We start from the raw sequence: 18,266 nt of genomic DNA on the forward strand, positions 1-18,266 counted from the left end.
ACCCATCGACGGTGCCGATGGGGGCATCGGCAGGACGCCCCGGTGGGCCGTGGCCCGCGGGGCGGTGGCGCTCCTACCTTCGGGGCATGACCTCCACCACCGCGGTCGAGAACAAGGGCGCCGCCCAGCTCACCGCCGCCATGATGCTCTCCGGGACCCTCGGCGTCTTCGTCGTCGAGTCCGGAGCCTCACCGTTCGACGTCGTCTTCTTCCGTGTCCTGTTCGGGGCGCTCGCCCTCGGCGGCTACGCGCTGGCCCGGGGCTACTTCCGGGGCCACGGCTTCACCCCGCGCACGCTCGGACTCGCCGCCCTCGGCGGGGTGTTCATCGTCTTCAACTGGGCCCTGCTCTTCCAGTCGTACGAGAACACCTCGATCTCCGTCGCCACCGTCGTCTACCACACCCAGCCTTTCTACGTGGTGCTGCTGGGCGCCCTGCTCTTCCGGGAACGGCTCACCGCCGCCAAGGCCGGCTGGATCGGGCTGGCCTTCGCCGGTCTGGTCCTCGTCTCGGGCGTCTCCCCGGCCGACTTCGCGCACGGAGGCCCGTATCTCACCGGCGTCGGACAGGCACTCCTCGCCGCGCTCCTCTACGGTCTGTCCACCCTGGTCACCAAGCGCATCACCGGCGTGCGCCCGCATCTCATCGCGCTCGTCCAGGTCCTCGTCGGCATCCCGCTGCTGCTCCCCTTCGCCGACTTCGGCGCGATGCGGGGGACCGGCGCGGACTGGGGCTGGCTGATCGGGCTCGGAGTCGTCCACACCGGACTGATGTACGTCCTGATGTACGCCGCGTACGCCAAGCTCCCGACCGCGAAGATCGCCGTGCTCGCCTTCACCTACCCGGCCGTCGCGATGGTCATGGACTGGGCGGTGTACGGCCATCACATCGGGCTCGTCCAGGCGCTCGGCGTGCCGCTGATCGTGACCGCCAGTCTGAAGGTGACGCTTCCCCGGAACACCGGGAACACCGGGAAGACCGGGAAGACCGGGAAGGCCGGGAGCACCCGGAACACCGGGAGCGCCGGGAACGTCATGGCCCCTCGCGTCGCCGGGGCCGCTCCGGTCACGCCCGCGGACCGGACTCCTCGGACACCAGTCGCCGGGCCCGCTCCACGAACAGCCGCGCATGGGACGGCAGACGCTTCCCGGCCCGCCAGGCCAGTTGCGTCGAAAGCGTGAACGGCGGTTCCCAGTCGAGCCGTACGAGCTCGCCCCGCTCCAGTTCGGCGGCGACCGTCACCTCGGGAAGCAGCGCGATCCCGAGGCCGGCCGCCGCGGCGCGCTTGGTCGCCTCGATCGTGCCGAACTCCGTGAAGTCGACCGAGGAACCCTCCGGCAGACGGGAGTTGAGCTCCCGCTCGAACAGGTCCCGGTAGGCGCAGCCGGGTTCCGTGGCCAGCAGCGGGCGGTCCGGGAGGTCGGCCGTGTCCGGTGCCGTGCCGGCGAGCGGATCGCCGGGAGCGGCGACCAGCGCGAGGGGTTCGCGCGCGAGCACCACCACGTCCAGTCCGGGGTGCTCGGTGTCCTCCTCCATCAGGAAGCCGACGTCGTAGGTGCCCTGGCGCAGGGCCTGGCGGGTCTCGTCGCCGATGGTCGTGCGCAGCGACAGCCGCACCCGGGGGTGGCGGTGATGGAAGAACTCCAGGAGCGGCAGCAGCCGGTACGAGGTCAGGGACTCCATCGTGCCGATGGTGAGCGCCCCGGAGGGCTCCTCGGCGCCGACGACCGCGGCCCGCGCCTCCTCCGTCAGCTCGATGATCTGCCGGGCGTAGGGCAGCAGCCGCTCACCCGCCTCGGTCAGCCGGATCCTGCTGCCCAGCCGGTCGAAGAGCTCCGTGCCGAGCGAGGACTCCAGGGCCCGGATCTGACCGGTCACGCTGGACTGCGCGTACGTCAGCTCGGCCGCCGCCCGGGTGAAGCTCAGGACGGTCGCGACCTTCTCGAAGGTCACCAGCAGGCGCAGCTCCACGTCACGACTCCTCGTCGGACCTGCTCTGCTCCTCGCGCCGCCTCAGTTCCTCCTCGCGGCGGCGCAGGTCCGCCTCCCAGTCCTTCAGCAGCGCCTCGTCCTTGCGGTTCTCGGCCTTGAGGGACTTCAGGAACTCGGGGTTGTCGTCGGGCGCGACGAACTCCGTGCGGTGGTTGCGGTGCCACTCGGACGGCGTCGAGCCGCCCGCGGGACCACGGCGGTTGCGGCCCGCCACCAGCCAGGCGACCGGACCGACCAGCACCTCGCCGAAGAGCAGGATGATGATCACCCACACCACCTTGGGCAGGCCCTTGACCTCCTCCTCCGGCGTGTTCAGGCAGTCGATGAAGGCGTAGATCCACAGCGCCAGGACCAGCAGGAAGGGCAGATACCTGAGCATGGCCGAACGATCCCCCAGTGAGCGACGGCGGGGCGGCACGGGCCCCCCGGTGACGGGCACAGATTAGCGGGTGGCCGATACTTGGACACATGGCTTACGACGATCTTCGCTCCCTGCTCAGGGCGCTGGAGCGCGAGGGAGACCTCAAGCGCATCAAGGCCGAGGTGGATCCGTACCTGGAGGTCGGGGAGATCGTCGACCGGGTGCAGAAGTCCGGCGGACCCGCGCTCCTCTTCGAGAACGTGCGCGGGTCGGCGATGCCGCTCGCGATGAACGTCTTCGGCACCGACCGCCGTCTGCTGAAAGCCCTCGGGCTGAAGTCGTACGGCGAGATCTCCGAGAAGATCGGCGGACTGCTCAGGCCGGAGCTGCCGCAGGGCTTCGTGGGCGTGCGCGAGGCCTTCGGGAAGCTCGGCGCGATGACGCACGTACCGCCGAAGAAGGTCAAGGACGCGCCGGTGCAGGAAGTGGTGCTGCGCGGCGACGACGTCGACCTCGACGCGCTGCCCGCGCTGTTCACCTGGCCCGAGGACGGCGGCTCCTTCTTCAACCTCGGGCTCACCCACACCAAGGACCCCGAGTCCGGCGTCCGCAACCTCGGCCTGTACCGGCTCCAGCGGCACGACAAGCGCACCATCGGCATGCACTGGCAGATCCACAAGGACAGCCGGAACCACTACCAGGTCGCGGCCCGCAAGGGCGAGCGGCTTCCGGTGGCGATCGCCTTCGGCTGCCCGCCCGCCGTCACCTACGCCTCCACCGCCCCGCTGCCCGGCGACATCGACGAGTACCTCTTCGCCGGGTTCCTCCAGGGCAAGCGGATCGAGATGGTGGACTGCAAGACCGTCCCGCTCCAGGTGCCCGCGAACGCCGAGGTCGTCCTGGAGGGCTGGCTGGAGCCGGGCGAGATGCTGCCCGAGGGGCCGTTCGGCGACCACACCGGCTTCTACACCCCGCAGGAGCCGTTCCCGGCGTTGACCATCGACTGCGTCACCATGCGGAAGCGGCCGCTGCTCCAGTCGATCGTCGTGGGCCGGCCCCCGACGGAGGACGGGCCTCTCGGCCGGGCGACGGAGCGGTTCTTCCTTCCGCTGCTGAAGATCATCGTCCCGGACATCGTGGACTACCACCTGCCGGAGGCGGGCGGCTTCCACAACTGCGCGATCGTCTCGATCGACAAGAAGTACCCGAAGCACGCCCAGAAGGTGATGCACGCCGTCTGGGGGGCGCACATGATGTCCCTGACGAAGCTCATCGTGGTCGTCGACGCGGACTGCGACGTCCACGATCTGCACGAGGTGGCCTGGCGCGCGCTCGGCAACACGGACTACGGACGTGACCTCACCGTCGTCGAAGGCCCGGTCGACCACCTCGACCACGCCTCCTACCAGCAGTTCTGGGGCGGCAAGGCGGGCATCGACGCGACGAAGAAGTGGCCCGAGGAGGGCTACACGCGGGACGGCGGCTGGCCCGAGATGGTGCTGTCCGACCCGCAGACGGCGGCGAAGGTCGACCGCCGTTGGAAGGAGTACGGGCTGTGAGTTCAGCTTCCGCGGCGCTTCCGCAGCCGGGCCGCACCAAGGCCTTCCTGCGCCTCGTCATGATCGAGCACTCGGTGTTCGCGCTGCCCTTCGCCTACATCGCGGCGCTGACCGCGATGTTCGAGGTCGACAAGAACATCCACTGGGGAAAGCTGCTCCTGGTCACCGTCGCGATGGTGGGCCTGCGCACGTTCGCCATGGCCGCGAACCGGATCATCGACCGCGAGATCGACGCCCGCAATCCCCGTACGGCCCATCGTGAACTGGTCACCGGCGCGATGAGCGTGAAGCACGCCTGGACGGGCGCGCTGGTCGCGCTGGTCGTCTTCCTCGCCGCCGCCGCCCTGCTCAACCCGCTGTGCCTGGCGCTGGCGCCCATCGCGGTCATCCCGATGGTCGTGTACCCGTACGGCAAGCGGTTCACGAACTTCCCGCAGGCCATCCTGGGTCTCGCCCAGGCGATGGGCCCGGTCGGCGCCTGGATCGCCGTCACCGGCACCTGGTCCTGGGACGCGGTCGTCCTCGGCCTCGCCGTCGGCGTGTGGATCGGCGGCTTCGACCTGATCTACGCCTGCCAGGACGTCGAGACCGACCGCGAGATCGGTGTGATGTCCGTGCCGGCCCGGTTCGGCATTCCGGCCGCGATCCGGGGCGCGCGCGTCTGCCACGCCGTGACGACGGGCCTCTTCGTCTGGTACGGAGTGGCCACCGGCGCCGGCGCCTTCTTCTGGCTGGGCCTCGTGATCGTCGCGGGCGCGTTCCTCTACGAGCACTCCATCGTGAAGCCGCACGACCTGAGCCGGCTGAACCGGGCGTTCTTCCAGGTCAACGGCTTCATCGGGATCGCCCTGTTCGTATGCGCCCTGCTCGATCTGCTGGTGCGCGGGCTGACGGTCTGACCATGGCCGGTGGCCGGATAGGCTCGACATCATGAAGCCAGGACAGACGCAGCGCCGGCCTTGGATCGTGGGGGTCTCCGGCGCGTCCGGTACGCCGTACGCGGCCGCGGTGCTGCGTTCGCTGCTGGAAGCGGGGGAGAGCGTCGACCTGGTCGTCAGCAGGGCCTCACGGCTCACGCTGCTCGACGAGACCGGCCTCCCGTTCCGCGACGCCCACTGGCGGGACGATCTGCGCGCGTGGCTGGAGCGGGGCGCCGACGGCAAACCCGGCACCTTCGACGTCCCCGGGGACCATCTCGACCGCGTACGGCACTGGAGCGCGGGCGACCTGGCGGCGGGCCCCTCCTCGGGCTCGTATCCGGCCAAGGGCATGCTGATCGTGCCCGCGTCCACCGCCTGTGTCGCCGGAGTCGCCCTCGGCCTCTCCAAGGACCTGCTGCAGCGGGCCGCGAGCGTCACCCTCAAGGAGGGACGCACGCTGGTCGTCGCCGTGCGGGAGACCCCGCTGAACGGGCAGACACTGCGTCACCTGGTCTCCCTGGACGACGCGGGCGCGGTCGTGCTGCCCGCCTCGCCGGCGTTCTACGCGGGAGCCACGCACATCCAGGACCTGGTGGACTTCGTCGCCGGACGGGCCCTCGACGCGGCGGGCGTCGAACACGGCCTGTACCGCCGGTGGAAGGGCGAACTCGGGAGCGGCTCCCGGGACGCCACCACCTGACCTCTCACGACCTCTCGAACTCTCACCACTTCTCAGACCTTTTCAGCGGAAGGCTCGATCGCATGGACGCGGTGGACAGGCAGCTCATCCAGGCCCTGAGGGAGAACGGCCGGGCCTCCTACGCGGAACTGGGGCGCCTCGTCGGTCTGTCGGGACCCAGTGTCACCGACCGCATCAACCGGCTGGAGGCGGCCGGTGTCATCACCGGGTACCGCGCGACGGTCGACTCGGCCTCGCTCGGTCTGGGCGTCACCGCCCTGATCGGCATCTCGCTGTCCGACGCGGCCGACCACGAGGACGTGGCCCGGCGGCTGCGCGACCTCAGCGAGATCGAGGACTGCTGGTTCATCGCGGGCGACGACTCGTTCATGCTCAAGGTGCGCTCCAGCGACGTCGACGGACTGGAGAAGACCATCCGGCGGCTGTCCGGGACCAAGGGCGTCTCCCGCACCCGTACGACGATCGTGCTCTCCACGAAGTGGGAGAACCGGGTGGGCGAGCTGCCCGAGGAGGGCTAGAACCCCGGCACCGGGGACACCCGGGGACACCCGGGGACACCCGGGGGCGAACGGCCCAGGTGGGGGCCTTTCGCCGACAGGGCGGGGAGTACGGTTGGCAGCGTTCGTCACAGGGAGAGGTAATCGCATGGATGTCGGGCTCAAGCGCGAGCTGGAGGACAAGGTCCGGGCCGGTGAGCGGCTCAGCCGCGAGGACGGCATCGCGCTGTACGAGTCGGACGACCTGGCCTGGCTCGGTGGCCTCGCGCACGAGGTGCGCACGCGCAAGAACGGCGACGTCGTCCACTTCAACGTCAACCGTCACCTCAACATGACGAACGTGTGCACCGCGTCCTGCGCGTACTGCTCGTTCCAGCGCAAGCCGGGCGAGAAGGACGCGTACACGATGCGCATCGAGGAGGCCGTCCGCCTCGCCAAGGCGATGGAGGGCGAGAACCTCACCGAGCTGCACATCGTCAACGGCCTGCACCCCAGCCTGCCCTGGCGCTACTACCCGCGCTCGCTGAGCGAGCTGAAGAAGGCCCTGCCGGACGTCTCGCTGAAGGCGTTCACCGCCACCGAGATCCACCACTTCGAGACCATCTCGGGCCTGTCGGCCTCGGAGATCCTCGACGAGCTGATCGAGGCCGGTCTGGAGTCGCTGACCGGCGGCGGCGCGGAGATCTTCGACTGGGAGGTGCGGCAGCACATCGTCGACCACCGCACCCACTGGGAGGACTGGTCGCGCATCCACCGCCTCGCGCACGAGAAGGGTCTCAAGACCCCGTGCACGATGCTGTACGGGCACATCGAGGAGCCCCGGCACCGGGTCGACCACGTGCTCAGGCTGCGTGAGCTCCAGGACGAGACCGGCGGCTTCCAGGTCTTCATCCCGCTGCGCTACCAGCACGACTTCGTGGACATGAAGGACGGCAAGGTCAGGAACCGCCTCCAGGCGCGCACCCAGATGGCGACCGGCGCCGAGGCGCTGAAGACCTTCGCGGTCTCCCGGCTGCTCTTCGACAACGTCCCGCACGTCAAGGTCTTCTGGGTCATGCACGGCGTCCAGACCGCCCAGCTCGCGCTCCAGCACGGCGCCGACGACATGGACGGCTCGGTCGTCGAGTACAAGATCACGCACGACGCGGACAACTACGGCACGCCGAACAAGCTCACCCGCGAGGACCTGCTGGACCTCATCCGGGACGCCGGCTTCCGCCCGGTCGAGCGCAACACGCGGTACGAGATCATCCGCGAGTACGACGGACCGGACGCGGCGCGCCGCGAGACCCCGCAGGCCATGCGGGTCTGACGTGGCACTGGACTTCGAACTGGACCCGGCGGTCACCCCCGCGCTCCGGGACGGCGTCCTCGCCCTGTGGGCGGACGTCTCGAACGCGGGCGGCTCCGTCGGCTTCGTGCCGCCGGTGACCGCCGACGACGTCCGCCCCGAACTCGTGAAGCACCTCGTCGCCATGGCGGAGGGCCGCACCCGGCTGCTGGTCGGCCGGGACGAGGAGGGCGGCGTCGCCGCGACCGCCTTCCTCACGCACAACACCCACCGGCTGATGCGGCACTGGGTCTGGCTGTACACCGTGATGGTGCACCCGCGGCACCAGGGCAAGGGGTACGGCCGGGACCTGCTCGCCGCCGTCGAGGAGGCCGCCGGCCGTCTCGACGGCATCGAGGCGATACGGCTGACCTGCCGGGGCGGCGAGGGCCTCGAGCGCTTCTACACCTCCTGCGGCTACAAGGAGGTCGGGCGGGTACCGGGCGCGATCCGGGTCGCGCCCGGCGAGGAACGGGACGACATCACGATGCTGCTGTCCCTCGGCCCGGTCTGACCGTTCCCGCCCGCCAGGCCCCGCCCGGCCGTGGCCGAGGACCCGCTGCAAGATCGCTGTCCGGGCGTGCTTCACTGGACGGAGTTCTTTGGGACCGTTCGGAACGGAAGAGTGGATTGAGATGCTCCGCTACACACTGATGCGCCTTGGGATCTTCGTGGGCTGCCTCGTGGTCGTCTGGGGCCTCGTCTACTCGGGCGTCGCCCCCCGCGGCCTCGGCGACTCCAACTACATGTGGGTCGTCCTGCTGGCCCTGGTGATCTCCGCGCCGATCAGCTTCGTCGTCCTGCGCGGAGCGCGCGACCGCGCCTCGGAGCAGGTCGTCGCCCGCGTCGACCGCGCCAAGGCCAACCTGGAGCGCAACCGCAACCAGGAGGACGCCCTCCTGGACGAGCCCGCCCAGGGCACCCCGCACCAGGCCTCCTGACACCGCCGCGCGCCCGGCCGGGCCCGGAGCCCTCGTAGGCTTGGCGCATGGGTGCTGTGAAGAACAAGCGGATGCCCCGCGCGGTACGCGAGCAGCAGATGCTGGACGCGGCCGTACGGACCTTCGGGCAGCGCGGGTACCGGGCCGCGTCGATGGACGAGATCGCCGAACTGGCGGGTGTGTCCAAGCCGTTGGTGTACCTGTACCTGAACTCGAAGGAAGACCTGTTCACCGCGTGCATCCGGCGTGAGGCCAAGGCGCTCACCGACGCGGTCCGCGCCGGCGTCCGCCCCGACCTGCCCGCCGACCGTCAGCTCTGGGAAGGGCTGCGGGCGTTCTTCACCCACACCGCCGAGAACCCGGACGGCTGGGCCGTCCTGCACCTCCAGGCCCGTACGCACGGCGAGCCCTTCGCCGCCGAGGTCTTCGCGATGCGCGAGGAACTGGTCCACTTCGTCACGCAGTTGATCGTCGTCGCCGCGCGTGAGGCACACCGCGACCCGTCGCTGCCCGCGCGGGAGGTCGCCGGTCTCGCGGAGGCGCTGGTCGGTGCCGCCGAGTCGATGGCCGCGTGGGCCAACGCCACCCCCGGCGTCTCGGCCCGGCAGGCCGCCGCCACCCTGATGAACTTCGCCTGGACGGGACTCGGCACGCTCATGCAGGGCCGCCCCTGGTCCCCGCCGGCCGCGGCGATCCCCACCCAGAGCACCACCGAGATCTGACACCTGCGGCCCACGGGGCCCGTGCGTGCCGGGCAGGGCAGCCCGTGCGTGCCGGGCGGTGGCCGCGGGCCGGGCGGGGTCAGGCCTGGCCCCAGCGGCGCAGTGCGGGGGCGACCCGCTCACGGCCCACCCGGTAGAGGGACTTGGCGCCGCTGCGCGCGGCCCGGCGGATCACCGTGCGCACCGGGCCCGCGCCGCTCGCGCCCGCCGCGGGCGTCAGGGGCCTGCCCTTCTCGTCGAGGCCGTTGCGCTCCAGGATGCCGGCGAGATAGGCCCCCGCCCGCTGCGGCGAGTAGTACGGCCGCAGCACGGGCAGCCGGCCGGCCGAGCCGAGCGCGGAGAGCCGGGCGCGGGCGGCGGCGTACGGATCGCTCTTGCCGACGCCCTGGCGGGCCGCCCAGGCCGGGTCGACGCGCGGCGTCGCGCCGGCGTCCAGGTCGTCCCAGGAGGCGAGGCAGCCCGAGTGCACGAAGTAGTGGTTGCCGTGCGCCTCGCGGACCCCGAAGTCCGTGAGGATCGCGGTCGGGATGCCGCGGTGCATCGACTCCAGGGCGGCCGTCGAGCTGACCGTCACCAACAGGTCGGTACGGTCCAGGACTTCGCCCATGTTGCCGTAGACGAGGCGCAGGTTGTCCGGGGCCGGCTCGGTCATCCTCTCGATGAGGAGCTGGTACGGATCGGCCTCGACGTGCGTGGTGTGCTCGCCGGGGAGGCTGCGCAGTTTCATCAGCACCAGCCGGTCGGGGTGCCGTCGCGCGTGGGCCGCCGCCCGCTCCAGCAGCCCGAGCCGGGACACCCGGCCCTTGGGCACCGACGGCTGGACGGCGAAGGTGAGCGTGAAGGGCCGCTCCGAGGACGGCGCGTACGGCTCCCCGCCGAGGAAGGGCAGGGCGCACTCCACCACCGAGTCGGGGTCGACGCCGACGCTCGCGAACGCCTCGCGGAAACGGTCCGCGTCGTAGGCGCTGTTGGCGAGGACGAGGTCGGTGCCGGCCCGGGTCATCAGCCCGTCGACCATCTTCTCGTACACGACCCCGACGTATCCGGTGACGGTGACCGGCCGCCGCTGCCGCCCCTCCCACGCGAGGCCGAGGCCGTGGGTGAGCGCGAGGGTCGTGCCTCCCGCGGTGGCCAGGACGAGCACGTCGGCGGCGGCGAGTTCCTCGTCGTCGACCAGTTCCGCCACGGTGACGTCGCGCCGGGTGTCCGGTACGACGCCTATCTCCGCCAGTTGGCGTTCCGTCGGGGTGGCCCGGGTGCGCAGGAACATCGCGTCGAGTGCGTACGCGGGAGCGATCTGCCGGGCGACGGACGCTCCCCACTTCCAACGGGTGTCGGAGTCGGCGATGACGGCGATTCGTCTGGGGGGCATGCTTCGGTGCCTTTCCTGGCGGCGGCCGGGGGTGGACCGAGGCTAGGAACGGTGTCTGAGGGTGGGATGAGGGGCTGCTTGAAGCCACCTTGGTGCACTGGGTGTGAACTGTGAGAGCTTTCTCAACGACGCTCCCTCACCTGCGAGTTGACGAACGCGAGAAGTCGCGCCCGGGGCTTTCGCCATGCGCTGTTCGCCCGAAGTTCACGCGTCTCGCGTTCGCGTCGGGCGTACGTCGCCGGTCAGATGGATCCGTCCGCCCGAGCGCAGCTCGAACTCCGGCCCCCGCGCGGCGTACGTCACCGTCCCCGGCAGCGGCACCGGCGCCCTGAACTCGGCCCGCACCTCGACCGCTTGTTCCGGGCCGTACTCGGCCAGGCAGCGGGCGACGGTCCACATCCCGTGCGCGATGGCGCGCGGGAAGCCGAAGAGGCGGGCGGTGAGGGGGTGCAGATGGATGGGGTTGCGGTCCCCCGAGACGGCACCGTAGCGACGTCCGACGTCCGGCCCGAGCCGCCACTCGGCGAGGGCGGGCAGCGTCCGGGAGTCCTGCCGGGGGGCCGGGGCCGGGACCTGGGGGTCGGGGTTCCCCGGGGTGGGGTCCCGGGTGGGTTCCTTGCCCGGGTTCCGGGGGCTGTGGCGGGCCAGGTAGGTGCTCCTCGACTCCCATACGGGCGTGCCGTGGACCCGCGCCTCGGTCAGCACGGTCGCCTCCGTGCCCCGCCGGTGCGGCGCCAACTTTTCCACCAGCACCGCGAGTTCGTACTCCGCGTTCGCGGCGCACTCCCGGTGCCGGGTGATCTCGATCGAGGTGTGCACCAGCCCGAGCAGCGGAAGCGGGAACGCGCGCCCCGCCAGGATCCGCATGGCCAGCGGAAAGGCGAGCACGTGCGGATACGTGACCGGCAGGGCGTCCGCTCCGGTCGCGAACCCGCACACCCGCTCGTACGCGGCGAGATGGGCGAGGTCGATCCGCACACCGGAGTGGAGGAGCCGGGTGGCGGGGACGCGGGCGTCCGGGCGGGGCCGCTTGAAGGGGGAGAGCAGGGCGCCGCGGGCCAGCAGCGGGACGAGCGAGGGGGCGGCGTCGAGGGTGTGCGTCCGCGGCTCGGGGCGGACGGGCGGCTGAGTACGCATCGGAGTCTCCAGGCGGACGGGGAAGGCGCGGCTCCCGGCGGACGGGGCGGTGCGGTTCACGCGGCTGCGGGATTGGCCGGCTTCCGGGTGGGCATGAGGTGACTCTGGAGTAAGTTACCGGGGGTAAGGCTACGTCAGGGGGAGGGCGGGGGTCGAGATGGCGTACGGCGATCTCCCGGGGGCGGGCTGCCCGGGGGTGAGGCCCGGAGTCTTCGGAGCGCCGGAGCCGGGCGCCCTGGACCCGGGGTTCGCCAGGGCTGCCGATGCCCGGAGCCGCGTTCCGGGTTCGGGGGTCGGCGGGGCTGTGGACACCTGGAGCGGCGTTCCGGATCTGAGGGTCGGCTGGGCTGTGGACGCGCGGAGTCGGGTCTCGGGCAAGGGCACAGCTACCCCGGGTAACCCGCACTCCGCCTGCGGCAAAGCGTCACAAACCCCACACCTCGGCGCCGTAGGATCCCCGTCTCACCGGGTTGCCGAGACCCCTGAACCCCCCACTCCCCAGGGCCGTATGAGATTTCGCGCCGCCGCGCGCTCCGCCGAGCCCGAACACGCCTTGCACCCGCCCCGGCCTTCCGGCCGACAAGGAGCCGCCCCGTGTCCAGCCCCTACTCGTCCGACTCCGCCCCTCCTCTGCCGGAGCCCGAGATCAAGCGGCTGGACGGTGTCGTGCGCGAGGTCGCGATGCCCCCGATCGTGGGCCGGGTCACCCACGGCTCCCTCGCCGACATCCCGTTCGACAACGCGGCCGCCGCCCCGCTGGAGCCGGTCCTCAGCCGGAAGACCCCGGACGGCGACGGCTGGCTCGACGTGAGCGCCGCCCGGTTCGCCGAGGAGGTCCACGCGGTGGCCAAGGGGCTGATCGCGGAGGGGCTGGTGCCGGGCGACCGGATCGCCATCATGGCCCGGACGACGTACGAATGGACCCTCCTCGACTTCGCCGCCTGGGCCGCCGGCCTGGTCACCGTGCCGGTCTACCCGACCTCCTCGGCCTTCCAGACCCGCTGGATCCTCCAGGACTCGGGTGCCGTCGCGCTCGCCGTGGAGTCCGTGGCGCAGGCCGCCGCCCTCGGCCCCGAGCGCGAGCACATCCCCGACCTGCGGCACATGTGGGTCTTCGAGAAGGGCCATGTGGAGCGCCTCGCGGAACTCGGCCGCGACGTCCCGGACCAGGAAGTGACCGTACGGCGCGGGGTGCTGGGCCCGGACACCCTCGCCACCCTCATCTACACCTCGGGCACCACCGGCCGCCCGAAGGGCTGCGCCCTCACCCACGGCAACTTCTTCGCCGAGGTCGACAACGCCGTCGAACTGCTCTACCCGATCTTCAAGGCCCGCTCCCAGGACCCCGCCTCCACCCTCCTCTTCCTCCCCCTCTCGCACGTCTTCGGCCGCATGGTCGCCGTGGCCTGTCTGCGCGCGCGGGTGAAGCTCGGCCACGCGCCCAGCCTCCAGACCGAGGACCTCCTCGCGGACCTGGCCTCGTTCAAGCCGACCTTCCTGCTCGCCATCCCGTACGTCCTGGAGAAGGTCTTCAACACCGGGCGCGCCACCGCCGAACGCATGGGCCGCGGTTCGTCCTTCGACCGGGCGGCCCGGATCGCCCAGAAGTACGGCGAGGCCGTCGAGGCCAGGCAGCACGGCACCGGTCCCGGTCCGAGCCGCTCCCTGCGTACCGCCCGCGCCCTCTACGACCCCCTGGTCTACCGCCGTATCCGCAACGCCCTCGGCGGCCGGGTCCGGCACGCCATCTGCGGCGGGTCCCCGCTCGGCCGCCGGCTCGCCGCCTTCTACGCGGGAGCCGGCATCGAGATCTTCGAGGGGTACGGGCTCACGGAGACCACGGCCGCCGCGACGGTCACGCCCCCGCAGAAGCCGCGCCTCGGCACGGTCGGCCGGCCCCTGCCGGGCACCCGGGTGCGGATCGCCGCCGACGGGGAGGTGCTGCTGTGCGGGGCGCAGGTCTTCCGCGGCTACTGGGACCCGCACGCGGGCGGTGTCGTCGACGCCGCCCCGGACGGATGGTTCGCCACCGGCGACATCGGGGAGCTGGACGACGGCGGCTATCTCGCGATCACCGGCCGCAAGAAGGAGATCCTGATCACCGCGGGCGGCAAGAACGTCGCCCCGGCGCCCCTCCAGGACTGGCTGCGCTCCCATCCGCTGATCGCCCAGTGCATGGTCCTGGGCGACCGCCGCCCCTTCGTCTCCGCCCTCATCACCCTCGACCCCGAGGGCATCGCCCACTGGCGCCGGATGAACGGCAAGCACCCGGTCCCCCCGGAACTCGTCATGGACGACCCGGAGTTGCTGGGCATCCTGCAACGCGCCGTGAACGAGGCCAACCGGCTCGTCTCGCGCCCCGAGTCCATCCGCCGCTTCACGGTCCTGCCCGTCGACTTCACCGAGGCGGCCGGCCACCTCACCCCGTCCATGAAGCTGCGGCGCGCGGCGATCGAGAAGGACTTCAGCAGGGAGATAGAGGCCCTGTACGACGTATAGCCCGTGTGTGACGTATTGCCCTTGTACGACGTATAGCCCCTGTACGGCGTATAGCCCCTGTGCGCGCTCCGGGCCGGGTGGGCGCACAAAGGCAGGAGCCCCGCGGCCGACTGGCGCGGGGCTCCTTGGGTACTGCTATCCGTTCCGGATCAAAGCATTGGGCTCATGGAGCCGAAGGCTTAGAGCGGAGTGACGTTCTCCGCCTGCGGGCCCTTCGGACCCTGCGTGACGTCGAAGGAAACCGACTGGTTCTCTTCGAGAGAGCGGAAACCGCTCGCGTTGATCGCGGAGTAGTGGACGAAGACGTCCGGGCCGCCGCCTTCCTGGGCAATGAAACCAAAGCCCTTTTCGGCGTTGAACCACTTCACGGTTCCGGTAGCCATAAGCCCTCCTTGGGCCCAAAGGGTTGCCCTGCTCCAGAACCTGCGATTGTGTAAACAACTGCATACGTCTGAAAACGACGAGAGCCCGCGGTCACATGCTCCGCAGGCTCTGTACTGCAAGGGAAACCAAACTGCAACTTGCGGCGAGCCTAGCACGCAGGCAGCCGAAAGCAATAGAGGCGAAGATCACGTCATCCGGACGGGTGGTCCGGCGGGGGTCAGGGGTCTGACGTGCGTCGACTTCGAGGTGTCACAACCGTTGACACGAGGCGTCGCGACGGTTTCCACCCGCACACGCCGACCCTGGAGCCCGCATGCCACCGCTCGGGGTCTAGCCTCACGATGTGGACAATTCTCGCACCCGGCCGCGCGTCGGCCACATCCAGTTCCTGAACTGCCTGCCCCTGTACTGGGGGCTCGCGAGAACGGGCACGCTCCTCGACTTCGAGCTCACCAAGGACACCCCCGAGAAGCTCAGCGAGCAGTTGGTGCGAGGTGATCTCGACATCGGGCCCATCACGCTCGTCGAGTTCCTCAAGCACGCCGACGACCTCGTCGCCTTTCCGGACATCGCCGTCGGCTGCGACGGCCCCGTGATGTCCTGCGTGATCGTCTCGCAGGTCCCCCTCGACCAGTTGGACGGCGCCCGGGTAGCCCTCGGCTCCACCTCGCGCACCTCCGTGCGGCTCGCCCAGCTCCTGCTGGCCGAGAAGGTCGGGGTGACCCCCTCGTACTACACGTGCCCGCCCGATCTGAGCCTGATGATGCAGGAGGCCGACGCCGCCGTCCTCATCGGTGACGCGGCGCTGCGCGCCAACCTGCTCGACGGACCGAAGTACGGACTCCAGGTGCACGACCTCGGCGCGCTGTGGAAGGAGTGGACGGGCCTGCCGTTCGTCTTCGCCGTGTGGGCGGCCCGGCGCGACTACCTGGAGCGCGAGCCGCTCGTCACCCGCAAGGTGCACCAGGCCTTCCTCTCCTCCCGGGACCTCTCCCTCGACGAGGTCTCCAAGGTCGCCGAGCAGGCGGCCCGGTGGGAGGAGTTCGACGAGTCCGTCCTGGAGCAGTACTTCACGACGCTCGACTTCCGCTTCGGCGGCCCGCAGCTCGAGGCCGTACGGGAGTTCGCGCGCCGGGTCGGTTCGACCACCGGGTTCCCGGCGGATGTGAACGTGCGGCTCCTCCAGCCGTGAGACGCCGGCCGACCCGGTCCCGGTAGTTTCGGGGCCGGGGGCGCGCACGGCACTACGCTGCTGGGCAGTGTGTACGGGGGAGGGGGAACCGTGAGTGCCATGCAGCCGCTCGGAGCCGACGAACCCACGGCCGTGGGGCCCTACCGGCTGCTCGGCCGGCTGGGGTCCGGCGGCATGGGGCGCGTGTATCTGGGACGCAGCGCGGGCGGACGTACGGTCGCGGTCAAGATCGTGCATCCGCACTTCGCGCTCGACGAGGAGTTCCGCGCCCGCTTCCGCCGCGAGGTCGAGGCGGCGCGGCGGGTGGGCGGCGCCTGGACGGCGCCCGTCCTGGACGCGGACCCGGAGGCGCCGGTCCCCTGGGTCGCCACCGGCTACGCGGCCGGCCCCTCCCTGACGCAGGCGATCGCCGACGGCGGACCGCTCCCGGCCCATTCCGCGCGGGTCCTCGGCGCGGGTCTGGCCGAGGCGCTCACCGCGGTCCACGCGCTGGGCCTCGTCCACCGTGACGTCAAACCCTCCAACGTGCTGCTCACCCTCGACGGCCCGCTCCTGATCGACTTCGGCATCGCGCGGGCCACGGACGGCACCGCCTCGCTGACCTCGACCGGCGTCTCGGTCGGCTCCCCGGGCTACATGTCGCCCGAGCAGATCCTCGGCAAGGGCGTCACGGGGGCCGCGGACGTGTTCTCGCTCGGCGCGGTCCTGGCGTACGCCGCCACCGGCGAGCCGCCCTTCCCGGGTGACTCCTCCGCCTCCCTCCTCTACAAAGTGGTGCACGAGGAGCCTCGGCTCGACTCCCTGGAAGGCGAGTTGCGCGAGCTGGTGGCGGCCTGCCTGGCCAAGGAGCCCACGGCGCGGCCCACCCCGGGCGAGGTCGCCGTCCGGCTCGCACCGCAGGGCGCCGCCCGGCTGGTGTCGGCGGGCTGGCTGCCGGGCGCCCTGGTCGAGCGGGTGAGCCGAAGTGCCGTACAACTGCTGAACCTCGAGGCGACGGGGGCCGCGCAGGCCACGCCCTCCGGGCCGTTGGGCTTCAGCAGCCCGTCGGTCGGGGCGGGGCAAGGGGTGGAGGCCGGTGCCGGGACGGGGACCGGTGCTGGTGCTGGTTCCGGTGTCGGTGCCGGGACGGGGACGGGGGCCGGCGCTGCTGCCGGGACGGGTGCGGGTGCCGGGACGGGAGCCGGGTTCGGCGGGCTGCCCGGTCCGGGCGGGGGCTTCGGGCCGCCTCCGCCGGGCTTCGGGCCGCCGCCCACGATGCCTCCCTACGTCCCGCGCCAGGGCGACGCCGTCTCCACCGGGCCCCAGGACGCCGTACACCGTGAGGGGACGCCGGACCCGCGCACGGCCGGCCGGCCCGGCAAGCTCTCGGTCAGCGTGGCCGCCACCTCGGCGCCCGGGGCCGGCGGACAGGGCCGCAGGATGAGCTGCACGGTCGCCCTCGCCGTCGCGGGAGCGCTGGCGGCGGTGACCGTGGGGTCCGCGTTCCTCTTCGACCTGCTGCCGGGCGGCGGCGCCGACGACGAGGGGAGCGACGTCGCGGGCGGGCGTCCGTCGGCCACGGCGAGCCGGAGCGTCGGCGGGTCGGATCCGTCGGCGAGCGCCACGCGGCCGGGCTCCACGGCGAGCGCCCCGGAACCGGCCCCGACGAACAGCGCGTCCGACCCGGGCGGCGGACAGTCCACGGTCCCCGCCTCCTACGTCGGCACCTGGGAGGGCGAGGGCCTCGGACTCAGCGGCACCCTCCCCATGGGGACCTTCCGCGTCACCGTCCACCAGGCTTCCGTGGGGCAGGAGTTGGGCACGTTCCGGCAGACCGACCAGATCGGCGGCATCTGCGACGACGTCCTCGTCCTGAAGAAGGTCACGAAGAAACAGCTCGTCGCCACGAGCGTGGCCTCGGAGTCCAACCGGGACGTCTGCACGAAGGGCCGGCACGAAGTCCGCCTCACGCCCGTCGGCAGCGACCTCACCTACGAGACCGACAACGCCGAGGCGGGGGACCCGGTGGCCCGGATGACCAAGGTGGGCTGATCGGCGGGCCGTTCAGCCGGTGGCCCCGTCCTCGGAGGAGTCCGACCTCTTGCCGAGCACGACGATCAGCCCGACGGCGACGAGCACCGTCGAGAGCAGTCCGACGGCCCAGACCCAGGGGTACTCGACGTGCACCCAGCAGGGGTTGCCCCGGCTGTAGCACCCGGAGTCCCAGTCGCGGCGGTACCTCGGGCGCGTGGTCGTGAACACCACGAGCGCGCAGAAGGAACAGGCGGCGAGACCGGGCAGGGAGGCGACCGCCCAGCCGAGCGAACTCAGGGGCCTCTCCTTCCACTTCATCCGTGAAAGCGGCCCGATCAGGGCGCCGAGCCCGAGCGGCAGTACGGCACCGACCACGGCCGCGAAGCCGTACCCGCCGCCGGGCGAGGCGGGAGCGGCAGCACCCCAGAGGTCCGGCCCCCAGGTCTCCGCGGCCATCGCGAACGGGACGATCACGGCCAGGGCGGCCAGCAGGATCAGACAGCCCCCGCCCGCGTCCTTCCAGGACGCCTTCTCCCGTGCCTGCTGTCCGGCGGACGGCCGCCGCCGGACGTGCTCGTGGCCCAGCGCGCCCTTCGTGGCCCTCCGCCGCTTCGGTCTCGCCGATCCGCCCACCGGCCCCCCTCTCT

General features: G+C 71.5%; 18 protein-coding genes. 12 read left to right on the forward strand and 6 right to left on the reverse strand.

Going from position 1 to position 18,266, the window contains the following annotated elements; translation table 11 throughout:
• The first annotated feature begins 86 nt into the window (after nt 1-86).
• Nucleotides 87-1,181, forward strand: a complete 1,095-nt coding sequence (locus tag ACZ4TO_RS19300) for a DMT family transporter (protein WP_468024835.1) — start codon at nt 87-89, stop codon at nt 1,179-1,181.
• On the opposite strand, the gene ACZ4TO_RS19305 is transcribed toward ACZ4TO_RS19300, so the two are convergent.
• Both ACZ4TO_RS19305 and ACZ4TO_RS19310 read right to left on the reverse strand, forming a co-directional pair.
• Entirely contained in the window at nt 1,066-1,971 is a 906-nt protein-coding gene (locus ACZ4TO_RS19305) for a LysR family transcriptional regulator (protein WP_382793711.1), read from the reverse strand. The two genes, ACZ4TO_RS19300 and ACZ4TO_RS19305, sit on opposite strands and share 116 nt — an antisense overlap.
• A gap of 1 nt (nt 1,972) precedes the next feature.
• Complete coding sequence (locus tag ACZ4TO_RS19310; protein ID WP_382793714.1) at nt 1,973-2,371, reverse strand: PLD nuclease N-terminal domain-containing protein; 399 nt, start codon at nt 2,369-2,371, stop codon at nt 1,973-1,975.
• 89 nt (nt 2,372-2,460) lie between these two features.
• Here ACZ4TO_RS19310 and ACZ4TO_RS19315 point away from each other — a divergent pair, with 89 nt between their 5' ends.
• From ACZ4TO_RS19315 to ACZ4TO_RS19350, 8 genes are all read left to right on the forward strand, one after another.
• Entirely contained in the window at nt 2,461-3,912 is a 1,452-nt protein-coding gene (locus tag ACZ4TO_RS19315) for a menaquinone biosynthesis decarboxylase (RefSeq protein ID WP_382793717.1), read from the forward strand.
• On the forward strand, nt 3,909-4,811 hold the full coding sequence (gene mqnP / locus ACZ4TO_RS19320) for a menaquinone biosynthesis prenyltransferase MqnP (protein ID WP_382793719.1): 903 nt from the start codon (nt 3,909-3,911) through the stop codon (nt 4,809-4,811). The genes ACZ4TO_RS19315 and mqnP overlap by 4 nt, the downstream gene beginning before the upstream one ends.
• 31 nt (nt 4,812-4,842) lie before the next feature.
• Nucleotides 4,843-5,532, forward strand: coding sequence for a UbiX family flavin prenyltransferase (locus tag ACZ4TO_RS19325; RefSeq protein WP_385045934.1), 690 nt, complete (start codon nt 4,843-4,845; stop codon nt 5,530-5,532).
• A 62-nt stretch (nt 5,533-5,594) separates the two neighbouring features.
• A complete protein-coding gene (locus ACZ4TO_RS19330; RefSeq protein WP_385045937.1) occupies nt 5,595-6,050 on the forward strand; it encodes an Lrp/AsnC family transcriptional regulator in 456 nt (151 codons plus the stop codon).
• 127 nt (nt 6,051-6,177) lie between these two features.
• Entirely contained in the window at nt 6,178-7,341 is a 1,164-nt protein-coding gene (gene mqnE, locus ACZ4TO_RS19335) for an aminofutalosine synthase MqnE (RefSeq protein ID WP_382793727.1), read from the forward strand.
• 1 nt (nt 7,342) lies between these two features.
• Nucleotides 7,343-7,873 carry a GNAT family N-acetyltransferase gene (locus tag ACZ4TO_RS19340; protein ID WP_382793730.1) on the forward strand — a complete coding sequence of 177 codons (531 nt, stop codon included), beginning with the start codon at nt 7,343-7,345 and terminating at the stop codon, nt 7,871-7,873.
• A gap of 121 nt (nt 7,874-7,994) precedes the next feature.
• Nucleotides 7,995-8,300 carry a DUF4229 domain-containing protein gene (locus ACZ4TO_RS19345; RefSeq protein ID WP_382793733.1) on the forward strand — a complete coding sequence of 102 codons (306 nt, stop codon included), beginning with the start codon at nt 7,995-7,997 and terminating at the stop codon, nt 8,298-8,300.
• A 47-nt stretch (nt 8,301-8,347) separates the two neighbouring features.
• The gene (locus tag ACZ4TO_RS19350) at nt 8,348-9,022 is read left to right on the forward strand and encodes a TetR/AcrR family transcriptional regulator (RefSeq protein ID WP_385045943.1); all 675 of its coding nucleotides are present in this window, start codon (nt 8,348-8,350) and stop codon (nt 9,020-9,022) included.
• 79 nt (nt 9,023-9,101) lie between these two features.
• On the opposite strand, the gene ACZ4TO_RS19355 is transcribed toward ACZ4TO_RS19350, so the two are convergent.
• Nucleotides 9,102-10,394: a DUF6716 putative glycosyltransferase gene (locus ACZ4TO_RS19355; RefSeq protein WP_468024836.1), complete on the reverse strand. Its 1,293-nt coding sequence runs from the start codon at nt 10,392-10,394 to the stop codon at nt 9,102-9,104.
• A 204-nt stretch (nt 10,395-10,598) separates the two neighbouring features.
• Complete coding sequence (locus tag ACZ4TO_RS19360; protein WP_468024837.1) at nt 10,599-11,531, reverse strand: MaoC family dehydratase; 933 nt, start codon at nt 11,529-11,531, stop codon at nt 10,599-10,601.
• A gap of 594 nt (nt 11,532-12,125) precedes the next feature.
• Between ACZ4TO_RS19360 and ACZ4TO_RS19365 the strand changes: the two genes are divergently transcribed.
• A complete protein-coding gene (locus ACZ4TO_RS19365; protein ID WP_382793744.1) occupies nt 12,126-14,030 on the forward strand; it encodes an AMP-dependent synthetase/ligase in 1,905 nt (634 codons plus the stop codon).
• A 179-nt stretch (nt 14,031-14,209) separates the two neighbouring features.
• Here ACZ4TO_RS19365 and ACZ4TO_RS19370 read toward each other — a convergent pair whose 3' ends face one another.
• Nucleotides 14,210-14,413 carry a cold-shock protein gene (locus tag ACZ4TO_RS19370; RefSeq protein WP_010986243.1) on the reverse strand — a complete coding sequence of 68 codons (204 nt, stop codon included), beginning with the start codon at nt 14,411-14,413 and terminating at the stop codon, nt 14,210-14,212.
• Nucleotides 14,414-14,757: 344 nt separating this feature from the next.
• Between ACZ4TO_RS19370 and ACZ4TO_RS19375 the strand changes: the two genes are divergently transcribed.
• Nucleotides 14,758-15,606 (forward strand): menaquinone biosynthetic enzyme MqnA/MqnD family protein, encoded by an 849-nt coding sequence (locus tag ACZ4TO_RS19375; protein ID WP_382793747.1) that lies wholly within the window; start codon nt 14,758-14,760, stop codon nt 15,604-15,606.
• Nucleotides 15,607-15,705: 99 nt separating this feature from the next.
• Nucleotides 15,706-17,637: a serine/threonine-protein kinase gene (locus tag ACZ4TO_RS19380; protein WP_468025050.1), complete on the forward strand. Its 1,932-nt coding sequence runs from the start codon at nt 15,706-15,708 to the stop codon at nt 17,635-17,637.
• Between the two features lie 12 nt (nt 17,638-17,649).
• Here the strand turns inward: ACZ4TO_RS19380 and ACZ4TO_RS19385 are convergent, their stop codons facing one another.
• Nucleotides 17,650-18,252, reverse strand: a complete 603-nt coding sequence (locus ACZ4TO_RS19385) for a hypothetical protein (protein ID WP_385045953.1) — start codon at nt 18,250-18,252, stop codon at nt 17,650-17,652.
• Between the last annotated feature and the right edge of the window lie 14 nt (nt 18,253-18,266).

The sequence above is a fragment of the Streptomyces sp. NPDC028298 genome (assembly GCF_055565895.1).

Bases quoted from the DNA above. Each gene is read 5' to 3' on its own strand.
- ACZ4TO_RS19345 (WP_382793733.1), top strand. From the start codon at position 7,995: ATGCTCCGCTACACACTGATGCGCCTTGGGATCTTCGTGGGCTGCCTC.
- mqnE (WP_382793727.1), top strand. From the start codon at position 6,178: ATGGATGTCGGGCTCAAGCGCGAGCTGGAGGACAAGGTCCGGGCCGGT.
- ACZ4TO_RS19350 (WP_385045943.1), top strand. From the start codon at position 8,348: ATGGGTGCTGTGAAGAACAAGCGGATGCCCCGCGCGGTACGCGAGCAG.
- ACZ4TO_RS19315 (WP_382793717.1), top strand. From the start codon at position 2,461: ATGGCTTACGACGATCTTCGCTCCCTGCTCAGGGCGCTGGAGCGCGAG.
- ACZ4TO_RS19380 (WP_468025050.1), top strand. From the start codon at position 15,706: ATGCAGCCGCTCGGAGCCGACGAACCCACGGCCGTGGGGCCCTACCGG.
- ACZ4TO_RS19325 (WP_385045934.1), top strand. From the start codon at position 4,843: ATGAAGCCAGGACAGACGCAGCGCCGGCCTTGGATCGTGGGGGTCTCC.
- ACZ4TO_RS19355 (WP_468024836.1), bottom strand. From the start codon at position 10,394: ATGCCCCCCAGACGAATCGCCGTCATCGCCGACTCCGACACCCGTTGG.
- ACZ4TO_RS19360 (WP_468024837.1), bottom strand. From the start codon at position 11,531: ATGCGTACTCAGCCGCCCGTCCGCCCCGAGCCGCGGACGCACACCCTC.
- ACZ4TO_RS19300 (WP_468024835.1), top strand. From the start codon at position 87: ATGACCTCCACCACCGCGGTCGAGAACAAGGGCGCCGCCCAGCTCACC.
- ACZ4TO_RS19330 (WP_385045937.1), top strand. From the start codon at position 5,595: ATGGACGCGGTGGACAGGCAGCTCATCCAGGCCCTGAGGGAGAACGGC.
- ACZ4TO_RS19370 (WP_010986243.1), bottom strand. From the start codon at position 14,413: ATGGCTACCGGAACCGTGAAGTGGTTCAACGCCGAAAAGGGCTTTGGT.
- ACZ4TO_RS19310 (WP_382793714.1), bottom strand. From the start codon at position 2,371: ATGCTCAGGTATCTGCCCTTCCTGCTGGTCCTGGCGCTGTGGATCTAC.